Raw genomic sequence first — 18,307 nt, forward strand, 5'->3', positions numbered from 1 at the left:
CCCGCCCTCCTTCTTTTCGCATACAGGCCTGTCATGGAACTCTTGTCACTGGTTTACCGCCAATACCGTTGGCCCTTCATCGCCATTACCCTGCTCAGCCTGCTCAGCGCAGTGAGCGGGATAGGTGTTATTTACTTTATAAATCAATCGCTTATCGAATCAGTCGGCGAGCCACTGCCTGTGCTTGGCCAGCTGATCGGCCTCATCTTGCTGCTGCTGGTGATAACTCTGGGATCCCAGCTGGCCCTGACCACCCTGGGTCACCATTTCGTCTATCACCTGCGCGGTCGCCTGCTCAAGCAACTGCTGGACACCGACGTCGCTCGCATTCGCCAGCTGGGGCAGGGGCCGCTGCTGGCCTCCCTCTCCAGCGACATCGGCCAGATCACCATCGCCTTCGTGCGCCTGCCGGAGCTGGTGCAGGGGCTGGTGCTCACCCTGGGTTCCATCATCTACCTCGGCCTGCTCTCTCCCGCCCTGCTCGGCGTCACCGCCCTCTGGGTCACCATCACCATGGTGGTGGGCTGGCTGCTGGTGAACCATGTCTATCGCCACCTGTCTCACATGCGTCAGGCCGAGGACAGGCTCTATCAGAACTACCAGTCCATCATCGCCGGCAGCAAGGAGCTGGCCCTCAACCGCGAGCGGGCCCACTTCGTCTATCACCAGCTCTATGAGCAGAACGCCCAGGACTATCGCCGCCACATCATCCGCGCCGATACCTACCACCTGAGCGCGGTGAACTGGTCGAACATCATGATGCTGGGAGCCATCGGCCTGGTCTTCTTCCTGGCCAATGGCCTCGGCTGGGCCAACACCAATGTGGCCGCCACCTTCGCCCTGACCCTGTTGTTCCTGCGCACCCCGCTGTTGCAGGGCATTGGCGCCCTGCCGACCCTGATCGCCGCCCAGGTGGCGTTCGACAAGATAGCGACCCTGAACCTGGCCGAGCCGGAACCCGCCTTCCCGCTGCCGCCGGCCCCCAGTGTCTGGCAACGGATCGAGCTGGAGCAGGTGAGCTTTCACTATCAGGGGGAGGGCGGCTTCGCCGTGGGGCCCATCAATCTGGTGATCGAGCGGGGGGAGCAGGTGTTCATCATCGGCGGCAACGGCTCCGGCAAGTCGACCCTGGCCATGCTGCTGACCGGGCTCTATCAGCCGGTCTCTGGCCGGATCCTGCTGGATGGTAAGCCCGTCACCGATCGCAACGCCTACCTGGCGCTCTTCTCCGCGATCTTCACCGACTATCACCTGTTCCAGCACCTGCTGGGGCCGGAACCCAAGGATGAGCTGGTGGCCGAGTGGCTGGAGCGGTTGCAGATGGGCAGCAAGCTCGCCATCGAGAACAACTTCATCGCCGACATCGACCTCTCCCAGGGCCAGCGCAAGCGGGTCGCCCTGCTGCTGGCCCTGGCGGAGCAGCGCGAGGTGATGCTGTTTGACGAGTGGGCCGCGGATCAGGATCCCCAGTTCCGCCGCATCTTCTATCAGGTGCTGCTGCCGCGCCTCAAGGAGATGGGCAAGACGGTGATCGCCATCAGCCACGACGATCTCTATTTCTCCCTGGCGGATCGCCTGCTGGAGATGCGTCAGGGCCGCCTCACCGAGCTGACCGGCGAGCGGCGCGAGCAGGTGAGCCGGGATGCCGTCGCCCATCTCGATAGCGAGGTGCCGGTCTGATGCCGGCCAACAGGAACCTTTTATGTTTGAGATGAAAGCTGCCAGCTTCGTGGTCAACGACCGCACCCTGCTGCAACCCACCAGCCTGCGCTTCGAGCAGGGCCGGGTCTATGGCCTCATCGGCCACAACGGCTCGGGCAAATCCACCCTGCTCAAGCTGCTGGCACGCCAGCAGCCCCACAGCGGCGGGGAGATACTGTTCGATGACCAGCCGTTGCAGGAGTGGGGCAACCGGGACTTCGCCCGTCAGGTGGCCTATCTGCCCCAGCATCTGCCGAGCGCCGAGAACCTGCTCGGCCGCGAGCTGGTGGAGATGGGGCGCTATCCCTGGCGCGGCCTGCTGGGCCGCATGGGGGAGGAAGATCACCGCCAGGTGGCGCGGGCCATCGCTCTGACCCATACCGAACGCTTCGCCGATCGGCTGGTGGATACCCTGTCCGGCGGCGAGCGGGGCCGGGTCTGGCTGGCCATGCTGCTGGCCCAGGAGAGCCGCTTCATCCTGCTGGACGAGCCGCTGGCCGCCCTGGACGTGGCTCATCAGGTGGAGGTACTCACCCTCGTCAAGCAGCTCAGCCGCCAGCTCAACCTCGGGGTCATCATCGTCATCCACGACATCAACATGGCATCTCGCTTCTGCGATCGGCTGGTGGCGCTGCACGGCGGTCGTCTGCTGACCCAGGGCGAGCCTTCACGCATCATGACCAGCGAGACCCTGCATGCCATCTACGGCATCCCGATGGAAGTCATTCGCCACCCGGCTCATGACCACGCCATCGCCATCGTTTAGACAAGGTTTGTTATCCCGATGCGTTTATTTGTACCCATATCACTGCAGACTGGCGAGCCCCTGCACTCCATGCACCATGGCATCCCGATGGAAGTCATTCGCCACCCGGCCCATGACCACGCCATCGCCTGACCGGGGGCCGCTCTTGAATCGTCTACTGAAGATTGCCCCCTGCCTGCTCAGTCTGCTGCTGCCCCTGGCAGGGGAGGCCGGGCAGCTTGTCACCGCCACTGACGCGATCGACGCCACGCCCCGCATCGCTACCGTGGACTGGACCATAGCCGAGACCTTGCTGGCCCTCGGCGTGACCCCGCTGGCCATGGGGGATGTGAACGCCTATCGCGCCTGGGTCGGCGAACCCAGGCTCCCCGCCGAGGTGATCGACATCGGCCTGCGGGCCCAGCCCAACCGGGAGCTGCTGGCGGAACTCAAACCCGATCTCATCCTCATCTCCCCGCTGGCGGCGCCGCTTGAGCCAACCCTGTCCCGCATCGCGCCGGTGCAGTCCATCTCCCTCTATGAGCCCGATGCCGAGCTGTGGCCGCGCCTGCGGGAGGCGACCCTGACCATAGCCGCGCTGGTGAACAGAACCACCGAGGCCGAGCGCCAGCTCGCCGCCCTGGAGCGGGATCTGGCGCAGATGAAGGCGGCGCTGCCTGCCTCTCTGCCCCCCTTGCTGGTGGTGCAGTTCATCGACGAGCGCCATGTGCGGGTGTTTGGCCGCCACAGCCTGTTCGAGGCGGTGATGGCGCGGCTCGGCCTGCGCAATGCCTGGCAGGGGGAGACCAATGCCTGGGGCTTCTCGGTGGCCAGCCTGGAGCAGTTCTTGGCCATTCCCGAGGCCAGGCTGGTGGTGGTGGAACCCGTTCCCGTGGGGGTGAGCGAGAAGCTGCAGGAGCCCGGGCTCTGGCAGCACCTGCCGCTGGTACAGAACGCGCCCGTGCTGCATCTGCCCGCCACCTGGAGCTTCGGTGGCATGTTGGCCGCCCGTCGTTTCGCCACCCTGCTCGGCGCGGCCCTGCAGGATCAGGCCAAGGTGGCCCTCAAGGGGGAAGCCCAATGAACCCTTTCGTCTCCTCTCCCCTGCTGCGCCCGGGTCTGTGCCTGCTGGCGCTGACCCTGGTGCTGGCCTGCGCCGAGCTGGCGCGCCAGCTGCCGGGCGCCCTCTGGTGGCAAGCGCTCTTCTCTCCCAGGCTGGACGACGCCCGCCAGGCTGTCGTCCACTTCAGCTGGTTGCCGCGGCTGTTGGTCTGCCTGCTGGCCGGGGCCGCCCTCGGCCTGGCCGGTACCCTGATGCAACAGGTGCTGCGCAATCCCCTGGCGTCCCCCACCACGCTCGGGGTGGCCTCCGGCGCCCAGCTGGCGCTGATGATGGTGACCCTGTTCGCCCCCTCCTGGCTGTTGATCGGGCGCGAGTGGATCGCCATGGCGGGGGGGAGCCTCGCCATGGGGCTGGTGTTTGCCCTGGCCTGGCGGCGCCAGCTCAATCCCGTGGTCATCGTCTTCGCCGGGCTGGTGATCAACCTCTATCTGGCGGCCATCAGCATGGGGCTGCTGCTCTTCTTCCAGGAGGAGCTCAAGGGCCTGCTGGTGTGGGGCAGCGGCTCCCTGGCCCAGAACAGCTGGAGCGGCGTCCTCTACCTGCTGCCGCGGCTGCTGCTGGCCGGGGCCCTGGCCGCCCTGCTGGTCCGCCCCCTTGGCGTGCTGGAGCTGGACGATGCCAGCGCCCGCAGCCTGGGGGTCTCCCTCAAGCAGCTGCGCTTCGCGGGCCTGGGGCTCGCGGTCTTCGTCACCGCCTGCGTGGTGAGCGTGGTGGGGCTGATAGGTTTTATCGGGCTGGCGGCGCCGGCCATGGTGCGGCTGCTGGGGGTCAGAAAGCTCGGCCAGCGCCTGCTGTGGGCGCCGATCCTGGGCGCCCTGCTGCTGGCGGCCACGGATCTGCTGCTGCAATCCCTGAGCCGCTTCTGGCCTGTGCTGATCCCGACCGGGGCCATGACGGCGCTGCTGGGGGCGCCGCTGCTGCTCTGGCTGATCCCTCGGCTTGCCTTCAAGTCGGGGGCCCCCAAGGCCGCCAGCGGCCTGACGGTGGCACGCCATGGCGCACCTGCTCGCCTTATCGGCCTGCTGTTGATGGGGCTGATATTGGCGGTGGTTGCGTCCCTGCTGGTCGGGCAGGGGATGCACGGCTGGAGCTGGCCGAGCTGGCTGCGGTGGCAGGCCCAGCTGGAGTGGCGCCTGCCGCGCACCCTGGCGGCGGGGGCGGCCGGGGTCTTGCTGGCCCTGGCGGGCACCCTGCTGCAGCGGGTCAGCAACAACCCCATGGCGAGCCCCGAGCTGCTGGGGGTGAGCGGCGGTACCTTCATGGGGGTGATAGCGACGGCCTTGCTGCTGCCCGCTTTGCCGCTGCCCATGATGCTGCTGGGGGGAGTGATAGGCGCCTTCGGCTGCCTGCTGCTGCTGGTGCTGGTCAACCGCAAGCACGGCTTCCAGCCTGAGCGGATCCTGCTCTCCGGCATCGCCATCACGGCGCTGTTCGAGCCGCTGCAGGCCATCGCCCTGGCCAACGGCGATCTGCGAGTGCAGCAGCTGCTCTCCTGGATGTCCGGCTCCACCTATTATGTCACCCTGCCGGTGGCCTATGGCCTGACAGGGCTGGCGCTGCTGATGCTAGCGGCCTGCCTGCTGGTGAGCCGCTGGCTCGATCTCATGCCCATGGGGCCTGCGGTGGCGACGGCGCTCGGCATTCGCCTGAGCCGGGCCCAGCTCATCATACTGCTGCTGGTGGCCGTGCTCACCGCCAGCGCCACCATGGTGATAGGGCCGCTCTCCTTCGCCGGCCTGCTGGCCCCCCACATGGCCAAGCTGATGGGGCTGGTGCGGGCCCGCTGGCACCTGCTCGGCGCGGCGGGGTGCGGAGCCCTGCTGATGGTGTTGGCGGACTGGGTCGGCCAGCAAGTCCTGTTCCCCCAGGAGGTGCCGGTCGGTCTGGTCTCCACCCTGTTAGGGGGCGCTTACTTCATGTGGTGCCTGCGCCGCCTCTAGCTTTTAGGTGAAAAAATGCACAAAAAAAAGCCCGGGATCATCCCGGGCTTTTCATTGCCTGCCGTGCAGGTTTATTTGCCGATGCAAAAACTCGAGAAGATGCGGCCCAGCAGATCGTCCGAGCTGAACTCGCCGGTGATCTCGGACAGGGACTCCTGCGCAAGGCGCAGTTCCTCGGCCACCAGCTCGCCAGCCACATAGACTTCCAGCTGCTCCCTGGCCACCAGCAGCCGCTCGGCGGCGCGCTCCAGGGCATCCAGGTGACGGCGGCGGGCCATGAAGCCTCCCTCGGTGTTGCCCTGGAAGCCCATGCAGGCCTTCAGGTGCTCGCGCAGGGCGGGCAGCCCCAGCTCCGTCTTGGCTGAGATGCGGTAGACGGCGTGGCCCAGTTCCTGGCTAGGTTCCAGATCCTCGCCTGTCAGGTCGGCCTTGTTGCGAATGACGGTGAGGCCGATGTTTTTTGGCAACCGATCGACGAATTCCGGCCAGATCTCCCGCGGGTCGACCGCATCCGTGGTGGTGCCATCCACCATGAACAGCACCCGATCAGCCTGCTCTATCTCGGCCCAGGCCCGCTCTATGCCGATCTGCTCCACCTTGTCCTGGGTATCGCGCAGGCCCGCGGTGTCGATGATGTGCAGCGGCATGCCGTCCAGGTGGATGTGCTCGCGCAGCACGTCGCGGGTGGTGCCGGCGATTTCGGTGACGATGGCGGACTCGCGCCCGGCCAGGGCGTTGAGCAGGCTGGACTTGCCGGCGTTGGGACGGCCGGCGATCACCACCTTCATCCCTTCCCGCAGCAGGGCGCCCTGCTTGGCCTCGCCGCGCACACCGTCGAGCTCCGCCATGATGGCGTAGAGATCCCCCGCCACCTTGCCGTCGGAGAGAAAGTCGATCTCCTCGTCCGGAAAGTCGATGGCCGCTTCCACATAGATCCTCAATCTGGTGAGACTCTCCACCAGCTGCTGGATCTTGCCGGAGAACTGGCCCTGCAGGGAGTGCATGGCGCTGCGGGCGGCCTGCTCGCTGGAGGCTTCGATCAGATCGGCGATGGCCTCGGCCTGGGCCAGATCCAGCTTGTCGTTGAGGAAGGCGCGTTCGCTGAACTCGCCGGGACGGGCGGGGCGTATGCCGTCGATCTGCAGGATACGGCGTATCAGCATGTCCAGGATGACGGGGCCGCCGTGGCCTTGCAGCTCCAGCACATCCTCGCCGGTGAAGCTGTTGGGGGCCTTGAACAGCAGGGCTATGCCCTGATCCAGGGGCTGGCCCTGCTCGTCCTTGAACGGCAGATATTCGGCATAACGCACCCTGGGCAGTCGACCGAGCACGATTTCGGCGACTCGTTCGGCGGCGGGGCCTGAGACGCGGACTATGCCGACGCCACCCCGGCCGGGGGCGGTGGCCTGGGCCACGATCGTATCTGTTGTCATCTTGCTTGACTCGTCTGTTCGGTAATTGGGGGACATTGTAATAAAAAAGGCGGCCCGAAGGCCGCCTCTTTTGTCATCAGGGGGGAGATCAGGTGCGAGTGTGCAGCCCTTTCTTCTCCAGCTGACGATAGATGATGGTCTGCTGGGTAATGGAGATGACGTTGCTCACCAGCCAGTACAGGGTCAGGCCTGCCGGGAACCAGAGGAACATGAAGGTGAAGATGATCGGCATGAATTGCATCACCTTCTGCTGCATGGGGTCCGTGATGGTGGTCGGGCTCATCTTCTGCAGATACCACATGGAGGCACCCATGAGGATCGGCAGCACGAAGAAGGGGTCCTTCACCGACAGGTCGGTGATCCACAGGGCGAACGGCGCGTGACGCAGCTCGACGGACTCCATCAGTGCCCAGTACAGGGCGATGAAGATAGGCATCTGCACCAGGATCGGCAGGCAGCCACCCAGCGGGTTGACCTTCTCCTTCTTGTACAGCTCCATCATACCCTGGGACATCTTCTGGCGATCGTCGCCGAAGCGTTCCTTGAGCGCGGCCAGCTTGGGCTGGAGCATGCGCATCTTGGCCATGGAGGTGTACTGGGCCTTGGTCAGCGGGAACATGATGCCGCGCACCAGCAGGGTCAGCATGATGATGGCCACACCCCAGTTGCCGACGAAGCCGTGGAACACGGTCAGCAGCCAGTGCAGGGGCTGGGCGATGAACCAGAGCCAGCCGTAGTCGACGGTCAGGTCGAGGTGGTTTGCCACCTTGGCCATCTGATCCTGCAGCTTGGGACCTACCCACAGCTTGCTGGTCACTTCGGCCTGCTGGCCGGCTGCCACGTCAACCATGGGGGCCTTGTAGCCGATGATGGCCTGGTCCTTGCCCGGGATCACGCGGCTGTAGAAGCTGTTGGCCTCGTTGGCGTTGGGGGTCCAGGCGGAGACGAAGTAGTGTTGCAGCATGGCGACCCAACCACCCTGGGTGGTCTTGTTCAGGTCGGCATCCTTCATCTCGTCGAAGGTGTACTTCTTGTAGCGGGTATCTTCGCTGGAGAAGGCGCCACCGCGGTAGGCACTGGCCACCATGGCATGACCTTCCTGATCCTTGGGCGTGGTCATGGTCTGCTTGAGCTGACCGTAGAACTGCACCTGGACCGGATCGGCAGACTTGTTGTCGATCTTGTAATCGACGCCCACCGCGTAGTCACCGCGCTTGAGCACGAACTCCTTGGTGAAGACCACGCCCTTGCTGTCGGTCCAGGTCATGGGAACCAGGATCTGATCCTGACCGTCGGCCAGCTGGTAGCTGGTCTGGGCGGCTTCATAGGTGGGACGGCCTTCGGCACGGCTGTCCGGGCCATCGCGACCCACCAGACCGCTCTGGGCGACATAGATATGCTGGGGCTGGCTGGTCAGCAGCACGAACGGCTGCTCCTTGCCTTCTACCAGCTTGTGGGACAGCAGTTCGGCAGAGACGATGTCGCCACCCTGGGTGTCCAGGGTCAGCTTGAGCACGTCGGAGGAGACGGTGACCAGCTTGCGGGCGGCATTGGCAGTGGTGGCTTGCTCGGAAACCTGAGGAATATCACCGGTCTGACCGGCTTCAGGCACGAAATGTTCGGTTTGGGCCACTGGGGCCGGCTTCGGAGCCTTGTCGGACTCCCACTGTTGCCAGAGCAGGAAGCTCACGAACAGCAAACCGATCAGGAGTAGATTGCGTTGTGATTGCATAGTCTTCAGTTTCTTCGCTTTGGTTGCGGAACCGGGTCATAACCACCCTCGGATAAGGGATGGCATTTTAATAGACGTTTGCTGGCTAACCAAACGCCTTTTATGAAACCGTGAAGTCGGATTGCTTCTATCGCAAATTGGGAACAAGTCGGGGTGAAACGGCAGCGTGGCCCGAGCAGGGGACTAATGATTAGCTGATACAGGCGTATCAGTTTGATAGCTACCCATTGCAACGGCGTGACAGAGTGCGCCATAGCTTTTCCAGTAACTTGAACAGTTCCTCGTTATCCATCTCCTTCACGCCGGCCTTGGCGATCACGACGATGTCGATAGCGGGCAGGTTGGCTTGATTGAGGCGGAAACTTTCCCGAACCACTCGTTTGACACGATTACGCCAGACGGCACGCTTGAGTGCTTTTTTGGGCACGGCGAGACCGAGACGGGGATGTTCGAGCGTATTGGGACAGGCGAGAAGCGTTATTTGCGGGGAAGCGGCCCGGACAGGCTCGGCGAAAACGCGTTTGAAGTGTTCGGGAGTTAACAGACGTAACTCCCGAGAGAAGGTGTGCGGCGTTGGCATTAAACTACCAGACGGGCACGACCCTTGGCACGACGAGCGGCCAGAACTTTACGACCGTTGGCAGTAGCCATGCGGGCGCGGAAACCGTGAGAGCGCTTGCGCTTCAGGTTGGACGGTTGAAAAGTACGTTTCATGATTCGATTCCGTATAACTGTACAGTTTTGATTGTCACACTTAGCCGACGCGCCAGCTATAGCGTGTGACGACTAGCAAAAGAGGCCGAATTCTAAACAGAGTTCGGCTTTTAGTCAATCCGCCGAAGCCGGTATCGGTCATCGACCGTGAAATAAGTCTAAGGCCGGCACAGGATCCAGAGGATCGCGGGCTCCGGATTATACTGGCCCGCCCGGGTTTAACAAGGATCCTCCATGAAAAAAGGCGGCCAGGCCGCCCAGATCTCAGGATTTCAGCACCTTGCGCAGGAACGCCCGGGTGCGAGGATCCACCGGATTGACCAGTATCTGATCCGGTGGGCCCTGCTCCACGATCCTGCCTCCCTCCATGAAGATCACCCGATCCGCGACGTCGCGGGCGAACTCGATCTCATGGGTGACCACCACCATGGTCTGGTGCTGGCGGGCGAGCTGTTTCATCAGCCCCAGCACCTCGTCCACCCACTCGGGGTCGAGGGCCGAGGTGGGCTCGTCGAACAGGATCACCTTGGAGTGGGCCGCCATGGCACGGCCGATGCCGACCCGCTGCTGCTGGCCGCCGGACAGGGACGCCGGGTAGGCATCCTGCTTCTCGGCGAGACCTATGTCCTTGAGGATGCCGAGCGCCGTGGCGCGGGCCTCCGCCTTGGGCTGCTTCCAGACGGTGATCAGCCCCTCGGCGATGTTGTCCAGCGCCGTCTTGTTGGCGAACAGGGCATAGTTCTGGAACACGAAGGAGGCCCGCTTGCGCAACTCAATGGCCTCCCGTTCGCTGGCATTGGCCAGATCGAGTTGGATATCGTCGATGGCCAGCCGACCCGCATCCGGGGTTTCCAGCAGGTTGAGACAGCGCAACAGGGTCGATTTTCCGGTACCGGACGGCCCTATGATGACGACAATCTCCCCCTTCTTTATCTCCAGATCTATGTTGTTGAGCACAACATTGTCATCGAATGCCTTGGTGAGGCCGCTCAGTTTGATCATGAGTTGTTCCTCAGTAGGCACGATTGAGACGGACTTCCAGCAGGTGCTGCAAGCGGGTGAAGAAGATGACCACCACCCAGTAGACCAGGGCCACCGCCATGAAGCTCTCGAAGAACTTGAAGGAGGAGGAGGCCTCCATCTGCGCCTTGCCCATGATCTCGGCTACCCCCAGGGTAAACGCCAGGGAGGTGCTCTTGATCATGTCGATGAAGTAGTTCATCAGGGACGGTGTCGCGATGCGGGCTGCCTGGGGCAGTATGATGCGCTGCATGGCCTGCAGCTTGCTCATGCCGATGCTGAGGGCCGCTTCCATCTGGCTCTTGTGGATACCCAGGATGGCGGCACGGATGGATTCCGCCATGTAGGCGGCGAAGTGCAGGGTCAAGCCGACGATGGCGGCGGTAAAGGCATCCATTCCCACGAAGATGGGGAAGAGTTGCGGCAGACCGTAATAGAGCAGGAACAGCTGGACGAGCAGCGGAGTACCTCGAAAGAACGAGATATAGAGGATCGCCAGCCAGTGAATGACGGGAACGCGAAACACCCGCACTATCGCCAACATCAGCGACAGCACGAGTGCCAGTACGAAGCCCCACAGGGCCATTTCCATGGTCGTGCCCAGGTATTTGAGCAGGATCGGAAACAGCCCCAGCGTGTACGCGAGATCGAATTCCATCATTTATTTGCTGGTGATGTCCGCCGCGAACCACTTCTCGGAGATCTGCTTGAGAGAGCCGTCCTTGCGCATGGCGGTCAGCGCCTCGTCAACCTTGGCCAGCAGCGCCTGCTGCTTGGGGGTCTTCAGGAAGGGCAGGGCGTTCTCTATGGTTTCGAACGGCTTGCCTGCCTGTTGCAGCGGCAGCTTGGATTCCTTGATCAGCTGGGCGGTGGAGACGCGGTCCATCACGAAGGCATCGATGCGACCCAGGGCGACATCCTGCTCGAAGGCGGAGTCATAGGTGCGGATGTCCATCTTGTTGTCCGGATCGTTCTTGCGCAGCAGCTCCTCGAAGTTGGAACCCAGGTTCACCGCGACCTTCTTGCCTTCCAGGTCCTTGATACCATGGATGGTGCTGTTGCCCTTGCGCACCACTATCTGGGCACCGTCATAGACGTAGGGCTGGGAGAAGTCGTACTTGGCCTTGCGCTCGTCGGTGATGGTGATCTGGTTGGAGATGGTATCGACCCGGCCCGTTTCCAGCATGCCGAACAGGCCGGAGAAGCTGGCGGTGACGAACTCGACCTTGTAACCGGTGCGCTCGCCAATCTGGTTCCACATGTCCACCTCAAAGCCCTGCAGCTTGTCCTGCTTGACGAAGGTGAACGGGAAATATTTGCCAGACATACCGACCTTGATGGTCTCCTGGGCGACGGCCTGGCCACTGAGCATGGCCAGCAGTATGGCGGCGCCGGACACCAGCTTGATGGATGAAGACATGGGTTACCTCTCTCTGTTGTTCTGTACTTTTAGTTTTAATGACTGACGTTGGGTGAATTTTATTGGAATAAAGTCTGAAAAATAAATCTTATTTGGTTATATCAAATAACCCTGAATCACCCCGGATCCAGCCGCGCTCATGCTGTGGGTAAGTTTGGGGATGAAATGGGATCCTGAGCCGTTGGATCCTTGAAAGTCAAGGATCTTATTTGCTGGATCCACGAGCTGGCGGCTAGAGATCCAGCGGTTAAAAACGTAGAATAGCCGGTCTTTAGCTAATCAATAAACGGGAGTCTAGAGTGACTGCTTCGCTATGGCAGCAGTGCCTTAACCGGCTGCAAGATGAATTGCCCTCGGCAGAATTCAGCATGTGGATCCGGCCGCTTCAAGCGGAGTTGAGTGACAATACTCTGACCCTGTATGCACCGAATCGCTTCGTCCTGGACTGGGTACGTGACAAGTACCTGCTCCGGGTCAACGGCATCATCAACGAGATCTGTGGCGTTGATGGCCCCGCCTTGCGTTTTGATATAGGAAATCGTCCCCACCCCGTCGCCGTTGCCAGAGCACCGGTGCGCGGCGCCGCGCCTGTGAATAACTTGCAGAAGAGCTGGGAAAGCAAGGACGAAGCCAAGCCGGAGCCGAACCACAAGAGCAACACCAACGTGAACTATACCTTCGAGAATTTCGTCGAGGGCAAGTCCAACCAGTTGGCTCGTGCGGCGGCCCGTCAGGTGGCCGACAATCCGGGTGGTGCCTACAACCCCCTGTTCCTCTATGGCGGTACCGGTCTGGGCAAGACCCACCTGCTCCATGCGGTCGGCAATGCCATCAAGGATCGCAAGAAGGACGCCAAGGTCATCTACATGCACTCCGAACGGTTCGTGCAAGACATGGTGAAGGCGCTGCAGAATAACGCCATTGAAGAGTTCAAGCGTTATTACCGTAGCGTCGATGCCCTGCTCATCGATGACATCCAGTTCTTCGCCAACAAGGAGCGCTCCCAGGAGGAGTTCTTCCATACCTTCAACGCCCTGCTTGAAGGCAACCAGCAGATCATCCTGACCTCGGACCGTTACCCGAAGGAGATCAACGGTGTCGAGGATCGCCTCAAGTCCCGCTTCGGCTGGGGCCTGACGGTGGCGATCGAACCGCCTGAGCTGGAGACCCGGGTCGCCATCCTGATGCGCAAAGCGGACGAGAACCAGATCCACCTGCCGGACGAGGTGGCCTTCTTCATCGCCAAGCGGCTGCGATCCAACGTCCGTGAACTGGAAGGGGCCCTCAACCGGGTCATCGCCAACGCCAACTTCACCGGTCGTGCCATCAACATCGACTTCGTGCGCGAGGCGCTGCGGGACCTCTTGGCCTTGCAGGAGAAGCTGGTCACCATCGACAACATCCAGAAGACGGTGGCGGAGTACTACAAGATCAAGCTGGCGGACCTGCTGTCCAAACGGCGTTCCCGCTCCGTTGCCCGCCCGCGTCAGCTGGCCATGGCCCTGGCCAAGGAGCTGACCAACCACAGTTTGCCGGAAATAGGGGATGCCTTCGGTGGCCGTGACCACACGACCGTTCTTCATGCCTGTCGCAAGATAGAGCAGCTGAAGGAGGAGAGTCACGACATCAAGGAAGACTATTCCAACCTGATCCGTACCCTTTCGTCCTGATTACGGAACGGAGTGCACAGATGCAGCTCGAATACGCCAACCCTTTCCTCCTACTAGCAACGGAGAGCACAGATGCAGCTCGAAATTAGCCGCGAGGCCCTGTTACGTCCCCTGCAACTGGTGTCGGGCGCCCTGGGTGGCCGACCGACACTGCCCATCCTCGGCAACGTCCTGCTCGATGTGAACCATGGCCTGCTGTCGCTGACCGGAACCGATCTCGAAGTGGAGATGATAGGCCAGGTCCATCTCGAGGGCGCCAGCCAGGACGGACGCACCACGGTACCGGCACGCAAGCTGCTGGATATCTGTCGTGGCCTGCCGGAAGGGGCCGACATCCGCCTCAACACCGAGGGGGAGCGGTTGATCATCCGCTCCGGCCGCTCCCGCTTCAACCTGTCGACCCTGCCGGCGACCGAGTACCCGAACATCGAAGACTGGGAATCCGTACTCGAGTTCGACATCAGCCAGCTGGAGCTTAAAAAACTCATCGAGGCGACCCAGTTCTCCATGGCCAGCCAGGACGTGCGCTATTACCTGAACGGCATGCTGTTCGAGAGCGAAGGCCATGGCCTGCGTACCGTGGCGACCGATGGCCACCGCCTGGCCACCTGCCGCCGAGAGGTGGTGCAGGACTCGCTGCCGGATCATCAGGTCATCCTGCCCCGTAAGGGGGTGCTGGAGCTGGTGCGCCTGCTGGAGGCGGAGGACAAGCCGGTGCGGCTGCAAGTGGGCCGCAGCAACCTGCGCGCCGCCCTCGATGGCTTCATCTTCACCTCCAAACTGGTGGACGGTCGCTTCCCCGATTGGCGCCGCGTCATCCCCCGTGGCAGCGACAAGGCGCTGATCGCCGGGCGGGAAGACATGCGTCAGGCGTTCTCCCGTGCCGCCATTCTCTCCAACGAGAAATTCCGTGGGGTGCGTCTCAATCTGCAGCAAAATTTACTGCGGATCACCGCCAACAACCCGGAACAGGAAGAAGCCGAGGAGCTGCTTGACGTACAATATGACGCCAGCGAGCTGGAGATAGGCTTCAACGTCTCGTATGTGCTCGACGTGCTGAATACGTTAAAATGTGACCAGATCCGGGTCAGCCTGAGCGATTCCATCAGCAGTGCCATTATTGAGGATTTTGACAGTCAGGACGCTCAATACGTGGTCATGCCGATGCGGATCTAGTCGTGTCCCTGGTCAAACTCCAGCTCAACGACTTTCGCAACATCCAGCACGCCAGCCTGCAACTGTCGCCCGGCCTCAATATCCTGGTCGGCAGCAATGGCAGCGGCAAGACCAACGTGCTGGAAGCCATTCACTACCTTGGCCTGGGCCGCTCCTTTCGCACTCATCTTACCGGGAGAGTCGTTCGCCAGGGCGAGAAGGGATTCGTCCTGTTCGCCCAGTGCGAGCTCGAGGGGCGTACGGTTCCCATCGGCCTCGCCAAGGAGAAGAATGGCGACACCCAGCTCAAGATTGCCGGGGCACAGGCCCAGCGTCTGGCGGATCTGGCCGAGCTGCTGCCGGTGCAGTTGATCCATCCCGATGGCTTCGACCTGCTGACCGGCGGTCCCCAACCGCGTCGCGCTTGGCTCGACTGGGGCGTGTTTCATCAGGAGCCGACCTTCTTCTCCCTGTGGGGACGGGTGCGGCGGCTGCTGAAGCAGCGCAATGCCTTGCTGCGCACGGCGACCCAGTATCGTCAGCTGGCGTTCTGGGATCAGGAGCTGGCAAGGCTGGGTGGTGAATTGGCAGACTTTCGCGCCAAGTATTGTCAGGCCATTACGCCACTCATCCAGGAGATGACGGCGGATTTTCTACCGGAATTCGACATCAGTCTCGGTTTCTATCGGGGCTGGGAGAAGGACACCCCTCTCGGCGACTTGCTGGAGGCGGGGTTCGAACGGGATCAGAACCTGGGTTATACCGGCGTCGGCCCCCAGAAGGCCGATGTGCGCCTCAAGGCGAACGGGGTGCCCGCACAGGATATTCTGTCCCGGGGTCAATTGAAGTTGCTGGTCTGTGCCATGCGACTGGCCCAAGGGCTCTATTTGAACCAACAGAGCAGCCGTGGCTGTATTTTTTTAATTGACGATTTTGCCTCTGAACTGGATATCGACAAGCGTCGCCTGTTGGCCAACCGGCTGAAGCAATGCGCGACCCAGGTGTTTATCACCGCCATCGATACCGGTCAGCTCGCAGACATGATGGATGCGAATGACTGCAAGTTGTTCCACGTGGAACAAGGCAAGATCTCCGAAACGCTAGAGAAGGCAGAGAGTAAGCTATGAGTGAAAATAGTTACGACTCCTCGAATATCAAGGTGCTGAAGGGGCTGGATGCGGTCCGCAAGCGCCCGGGGATGTATATCGGCGATACGGATGATGGCTCGGGTCTGCACCACATGGTGTTCGAGGTCGTCGATAACTCCATTGACGAGGCTCTGGCTGGCTACTGTTCCGATATCCAGGTCAAGATCCATTCCGACGGCTCCGTCTCGGTGCGTGACAACGGCCGGGGCATTCCGGTCGACATTCACCCGGAAGAGGGCCGTTCCGCCGCCGAAGTCATCATGACGGTGTTGCACGCCGGCGGCAAATTCGACGACAACTCCTACAAGGTGTCCGGCGGCCTGCACGGCGTGGGCGTCTCTGTGGTGAATGCCCTGTCTGACAAGCTGCTGCTGACCATTCGCCGCAACGGCCATGTCTACGAGCAGACCTATCATCTGGGCGAACCCCAGGCCCCGCTCAAGCAGATTGGTGACAGCAGTTCAGGAACAGGCACAGAGGTGCGTTTCTGGCCGAGCTCGACCATCTTCAGCGACACCCTGTTTCACTACGATATCCTGGCCAAGCGCCTGCGCGAGCTCTCCTTCCTCAACTCCGGTGTCTCCATTCGTCTCGAAGACGAGCGGGATGGCCGCGAGGTGCATTTCTGCTACGAGGGCGGCATCAAGGCGTTCGTCGAATACCTGAACCAGAACAAGACCCCGATCCATCCCAAGGTGTTCCACTTCACCACGGAGCAGGACGGTATCGGCGTTGAAGTGGCGATGCAGTGGAACGACGCCTACCAGGAAGGGGTCTACTGCTTCACCAACAACATCCCCCAGCGGGATGGCGGCACCCACCTGGTGGGCTTCCGTACCGCGCTGACCCGTACCCTCAACACCTATATGGACAAAGAGGATTACAGCAAGAAGGCCAAGTCGGCCGCCAGCGGCGACGACGTGCGTGAGGGGTTGATTGCGGTGATCTCGGTCAAGGTACCTGATCCCAAGTTCTCCTCCCAGACCAAAGACAAGCTAGTCTCTTCCGAAGTGAAGACCGCCGTCGAACAGGCCATGGGCGAGAAGCTGGGTGAGTTCCTGCTGGAAAACCCGGGCGATGCCAAGATAGTGGTCAACAAGATCATCGACGCGGCCCGTGCCCGTGAGGCAGCCCGCAAGGCGCGCGAGCTGACCCGCCGCAAGGGGGCGCTGGATATCGCCGGCCTGCCCGGCAAGCTGGCGGATTGTCAGGAGAAAGACCCGGCCCTGTCCGAACTCTACATAGTGGAAGGGGACTCTGCTGGCGGTTCCGCCAAGCAGGGTCGCAACCGCAAGAACCAGGCCATACTGCCGCTCAAGGGCAAGATCCTGAACGTGGAGAAGGCCCGTTTCGACAAGATGATCTCCTCGCAAGAGGTGGGTACCCTGATCACCGCCCTGGGTTGCGGCATAGGTCGCGACGAGTACAACCCGGACAAGCTGCGTTATCACAACATCATCATCATGACGGATGCGGATGTGGATGGTGCGCACATCCGCACCCTGCTGCTGACCTTCTTCTACCGTCAGATGCCGGAAATCATCGAGCGTGGCTATGTCTTCATCGCCCAGCCGCCGCTCTACAAGGTCAAGAAGGGCAAGCAGGAGCAGTATCTGAAAGACGAAGATGCGCTGCTGCAATACCAGACCGCCATGGCGCTGGACGGTGCTACCCTGCATGTCAACGAGTCGGCTCCTGCCATCGGTGGCGAGGCCCTGGAGCGTCTGGTGAACCAGCACCGCGCCGTGTCTCACCTGATCACCCGTATGTCCCGCCGTGCCCCGGATGCCGTCTTGACCCAGCTGATCTATCAGCCCGAGTTGAACGAAGCCCTGCTGGCCAGCGAGAGCGATCTGCAGGCCTGGTGTCATGGCATGGAGGCCGTGCTCAACGAGAGCAACCACGGCATCCAGTACCAGATCCAGATCCGCCGCGACGAGGAACGTAGCCTGTTCGTGCCCCACGCCGTGGTGCGCCAGCACGGTGTCGATCGCGAGTATCCGATCAGCTACGACTTCCTGCAGTCCAATGAGTACCGCCAGCTGGTCTCCCTGGGCAAGGAGATCGCCAACCTGATCGAGGAAGGCGGCTACATCAAGCGTGGCGAGAAGGTGAAGCCGGTGGCCAGCTTCGTCGAGGCGGTGGACTGGCTGATGGGCGAAGGCAAGCGCGGCATCTACATCCAGCGCTATAAAGGGCTGGGCGAGATGAACCCGGATCAGCTGTGGGAAACCACCATGGATCCGGAAGCGCGTCGCATGCTGCGGGTCACCATCGAAGACGCTGTCGGCGCCGACCAGCTCTTCTCCACCCTGATGGGTGATGCGGTCGAACCCCGTCGTGACTTTATCGAGACCAACGCCCTGCGGGTCGCCAACCTCGACGTCTGATCAGACCCTCTGATTGCCAGTCAAAAGCCGCTCCTTGTGAGCGGCTTCTTCGTTTTCAGGGGCGGGGAAATGACACGTTCCACGTGAAACATGAAACCGCCTTGATGTTGATGGTA

16 protein-coding genes are annotated in these 18,307 nt (G+C 61.9%); 8 read left to right on the forward strand and 8 right to left on the reverse strand.

What is annotated here, in order from left to right; translation table 11 throughout:
- Nucleotides 1–33 precede the first annotated feature (33 nt).
- The 4 genes from ACW5W4_RS11125 to fhuB all read left to right on the forward strand — a co-directional run bounded on the left by ACW5W4_RS11125 (nt 34) and on the right by fhuB (nt 5,509).
- Entirely contained in the window at nt 34–1,680 is a 1,647-nt protein-coding gene (locus ACW5W4_RS11125; RefSeq protein ID WP_456689406.1) for a multidrug ABC transporter permease/ATP-binding protein, read from the forward strand.
- Between the two features lie 22 nt (nt 1,681–1,702).
- On the forward strand, nt 1,703–2,467 hold the full coding sequence (locus tag ACW5W4_RS11130; protein ID WP_427262898.1) for an ATP-binding cassette domain-containing protein: 765 nt from the start codon (nt 1,703–1,705) through the stop codon (nt 2,465–2,467).
- A gap of 145 nt (nt 2,468–2,612) precedes the next feature.
- A complete protein-coding gene (locus ACW5W4_RS11135) occupies nt 2,613–3,530 on the forward strand; it encodes an ABC transporter substrate-binding protein (protein ID WP_456689407.1) in 918 nt (305 codons plus the stop codon).
- On the forward strand, nt 3,527–5,509 hold the full coding sequence (gene fhuB, locus ACW5W4_RS11140; RefSeq protein WP_456689408.1) for a Fe(3+)-hydroxamate ABC transporter permease FhuB: 1,983 nt from the start codon (nt 3,527–3,529) through the stop codon (nt 5,507–5,509). Before ACW5W4_RS11135 ends, fhuB begins: the two co-directional genes overlap by 4 nt.
- Nucleotides 5,510–5,580: 71 nt before the next feature.
- Here fhuB and mnmE read toward each other — a convergent pair whose 3' ends face one another.
- The 8 genes from mnmE to ACW5W4_RS11180 all read right to left on the reverse strand — a co-directional run bounded on the left by mnmE (nt 5,581) and on the right by ACW5W4_RS11180 (nt 11,828).
- Nucleotides 5,581–6,942 (reverse strand): tRNA uridine-5-carboxymethylaminomethyl(34) synthesis GTPase MnmE, encoded by a 1,362-nt coding sequence (gene mnmE, locus ACW5W4_RS11145; protein ID WP_456689409.1) that lies wholly within the window; start codon nt 6,940–6,942, stop codon nt 5,581–5,583.
- Between the two features lie 88 nt (nt 6,943–7,030).
- Nucleotides 7,031–8,674: a membrane protein insertase YidC gene (gene yidC, locus ACW5W4_RS11150; protein ID WP_456689410.1), complete on the reverse strand. Its 1,644-nt coding sequence runs from the start codon at nt 8,672–8,674 to the stop codon at nt 7,031–7,033.
- Nucleotides 8,675–8,679: 5 nt separating this feature from the next.
- Nucleotides 8,680–8,928 carry a membrane protein insertion efficiency factor YidD gene (gene yidD, locus ACW5W4_RS11155; protein ID WP_010672280.1) on the reverse strand — a complete coding sequence of 83 codons (249 nt, stop codon included), beginning with the start codon at nt 8,926–8,928 and terminating at the stop codon, nt 8,680–8,682.
- Nucleotides 8,895–9,254, reverse strand: coding sequence for a ribonuclease P protein component (gene rnpA / locus ACW5W4_RS11160; protein ID WP_408795802.1), 360 nt, complete (start codon nt 9,252–9,254; stop codon nt 8,895–8,897). Before rnpA ends, yidD begins: the two co-directional genes overlap by 34 nt.
- Entirely contained in the window at nt 9,254–9,388 is a 135-nt protein-coding gene (gene rpmH / locus ACW5W4_RS11165) for a 50S ribosomal protein L34 (protein WP_005307156.1), read from the reverse strand. Before rpmH ends, rnpA begins: the two co-directional genes overlap by 1 nt.
- A 264-nt stretch (nt 9,389–9,652) precedes the next feature.
- Nucleotides 9,653–10,390, reverse strand: coding sequence for an amino acid ABC transporter ATP-binding protein (locus tag ACW5W4_RS11170; protein WP_408795804.1), 738 nt, complete (start codon nt 10,388–10,390; stop codon nt 9,653–9,655).
- A gap of 10 nt (nt 10,391–10,400) precedes the next feature.
- Entirely contained in the window at nt 10,401–11,069 is a 669-nt protein-coding gene (locus ACW5W4_RS11175) for an amino acid ABC transporter permease (RefSeq protein WP_111874393.1), read from the reverse strand.
- Complete coding sequence (locus tag ACW5W4_RS11180) at nt 11,070–11,828, reverse strand: amino acid ABC transporter substrate-binding protein (RefSeq protein ID WP_392443736.1); 759 nt, start codon at nt 11,826–11,828, stop codon at nt 11,070–11,072.
- Between the two features lie 299 nt (nt 11,829–12,127).
- On the opposite strand from ACW5W4_RS11180, the gene dnaA reads away from it, so the two are divergent.
- The 4 genes from dnaA (at nt 12,128) to gyrB (ending at nt 18,191) form a co-directional block, all read left to right on the forward strand.
- Entirely contained in the window at nt 12,128–13,498 is a 1,371-nt protein-coding gene (gene dnaA, locus ACW5W4_RS11185; protein ID WP_042000353.1) for a chromosomal replication initiator protein DnaA, read from the forward strand.
- A 72-nt stretch (nt 13,499–13,570) separates the two neighbouring features.
- On the forward strand, nt 13,571–14,674 hold the full coding sequence (gene dnaN, locus ACW5W4_RS11190; RefSeq protein ID WP_408795807.1) for a DNA polymerase III subunit beta: 1,104 nt from the start codon (nt 13,571–13,573) through the stop codon (nt 14,672–14,674).
- 2 nt (nt 14,675–14,676) lie between these two features.
- Nucleotides 14,677–15,780, forward strand: a complete 1,104-nt coding sequence (gene recF / locus ACW5W4_RS11195) for a DNA replication/repair protein RecF (protein ID WP_456689411.1) — start codon at nt 14,677–14,679, stop codon at nt 15,778–15,780.
- Nucleotides 15,777–18,191, forward strand: coding sequence for a DNA topoisomerase (ATP-hydrolyzing) subunit B (gene gyrB, locus ACW5W4_RS11200; protein WP_427262893.1), 2,415 nt, complete (start codon nt 15,777–15,779; stop codon nt 18,189–18,191). The genes recF and gyrB overlap by 4 nt, the downstream gene beginning before the upstream one ends.
- Nucleotides 18,192–18,307 lie beyond the last annotated feature (116 nt).

The organism is Aeromonas crassostreae (assembly GCF_054052445.1).

Coding starts and splice junctions, on each gene's coding strand:
- ACW5W4_RS11175 (WP_111874393.1), bottom strand. CDS start 11,069: ATGATGGAATTCGATCTCGCGTACACGCTGGGGCTGTTTCCGATCCTG.
- mnmE (WP_456689409.1), bottom strand. CDS start 6,942: ATGACAACAGATACGATCGTGGCCCAGGCCACCGCCCCCGGCCGGGGT.
- ACW5W4_RS11180 (WP_392443736.1), bottom strand. CDS start 11,828: ATGTCTTCATCCATCAAGCTGGTGTCCGGCGCCGCCATACTGCTGGCC.
- ACW5W4_RS11170 (WP_408795804.1), bottom strand. CDS start 10,390: ATGATCAAACTGAGCGGCCTCACCAAGGCATTCGATGACAATGTTGTG.
- ACW5W4_RS11125 (WP_456689406.1), top strand. CDS start 34: ATGGAACTCTTGTCACTGGTTTACCGCCAATACCGTTGGCCCTTCATC.
- fhuB (WP_456689408.1), top strand. CDS start 3,527: ATGAACCCTTTCGTCTCCTCTCCCCTGCTGCGCCCGGGTCTGTGCCTG.
- gyrB (WP_427262893.1), top strand. CDS start 15,777: ATGAGTGAAAATAGTTACGACTCCTCGAATATCAAGGTGCTGAAGGGG.
- dnaN (WP_408795807.1), top strand. CDS start 13,571: ATGCAGCTCGAAATTAGCCGCGAGGCCCTGTTACGTCCCCTGCAACTG.
- rnpA (WP_408795802.1), bottom strand. CDS start 9,254: ATGCCAACGCCGCACACCTTCTCTCGGGAGTTACGTCTGTTAACTCCC.
- yidD (WP_010672280.1), bottom strand. CDS start 8,928: ATGGCGCACTCTGTCACGCCGTTGCAATGGGTAGCTATCAAACTGATA.
- yidC (WP_456689410.1), bottom strand. CDS start 8,674: ATGCAATCACAACGCAATCTACTCCTGATCGGTTTGCTGTTCGTGAGC.
- rpmH (WP_005307156.1), bottom strand. CDS start 9,388: ATGAAACGTACTTTTCAACCGTCCAACCTGAAGCGCAAGCGCTCTCAC.
- ACW5W4_RS11130 (WP_427262898.1), top strand. CDS start 1,703: ATGTTTGAGATGAAAGCTGCCAGCTTCGTGGTCAACGACCGCACCCTG.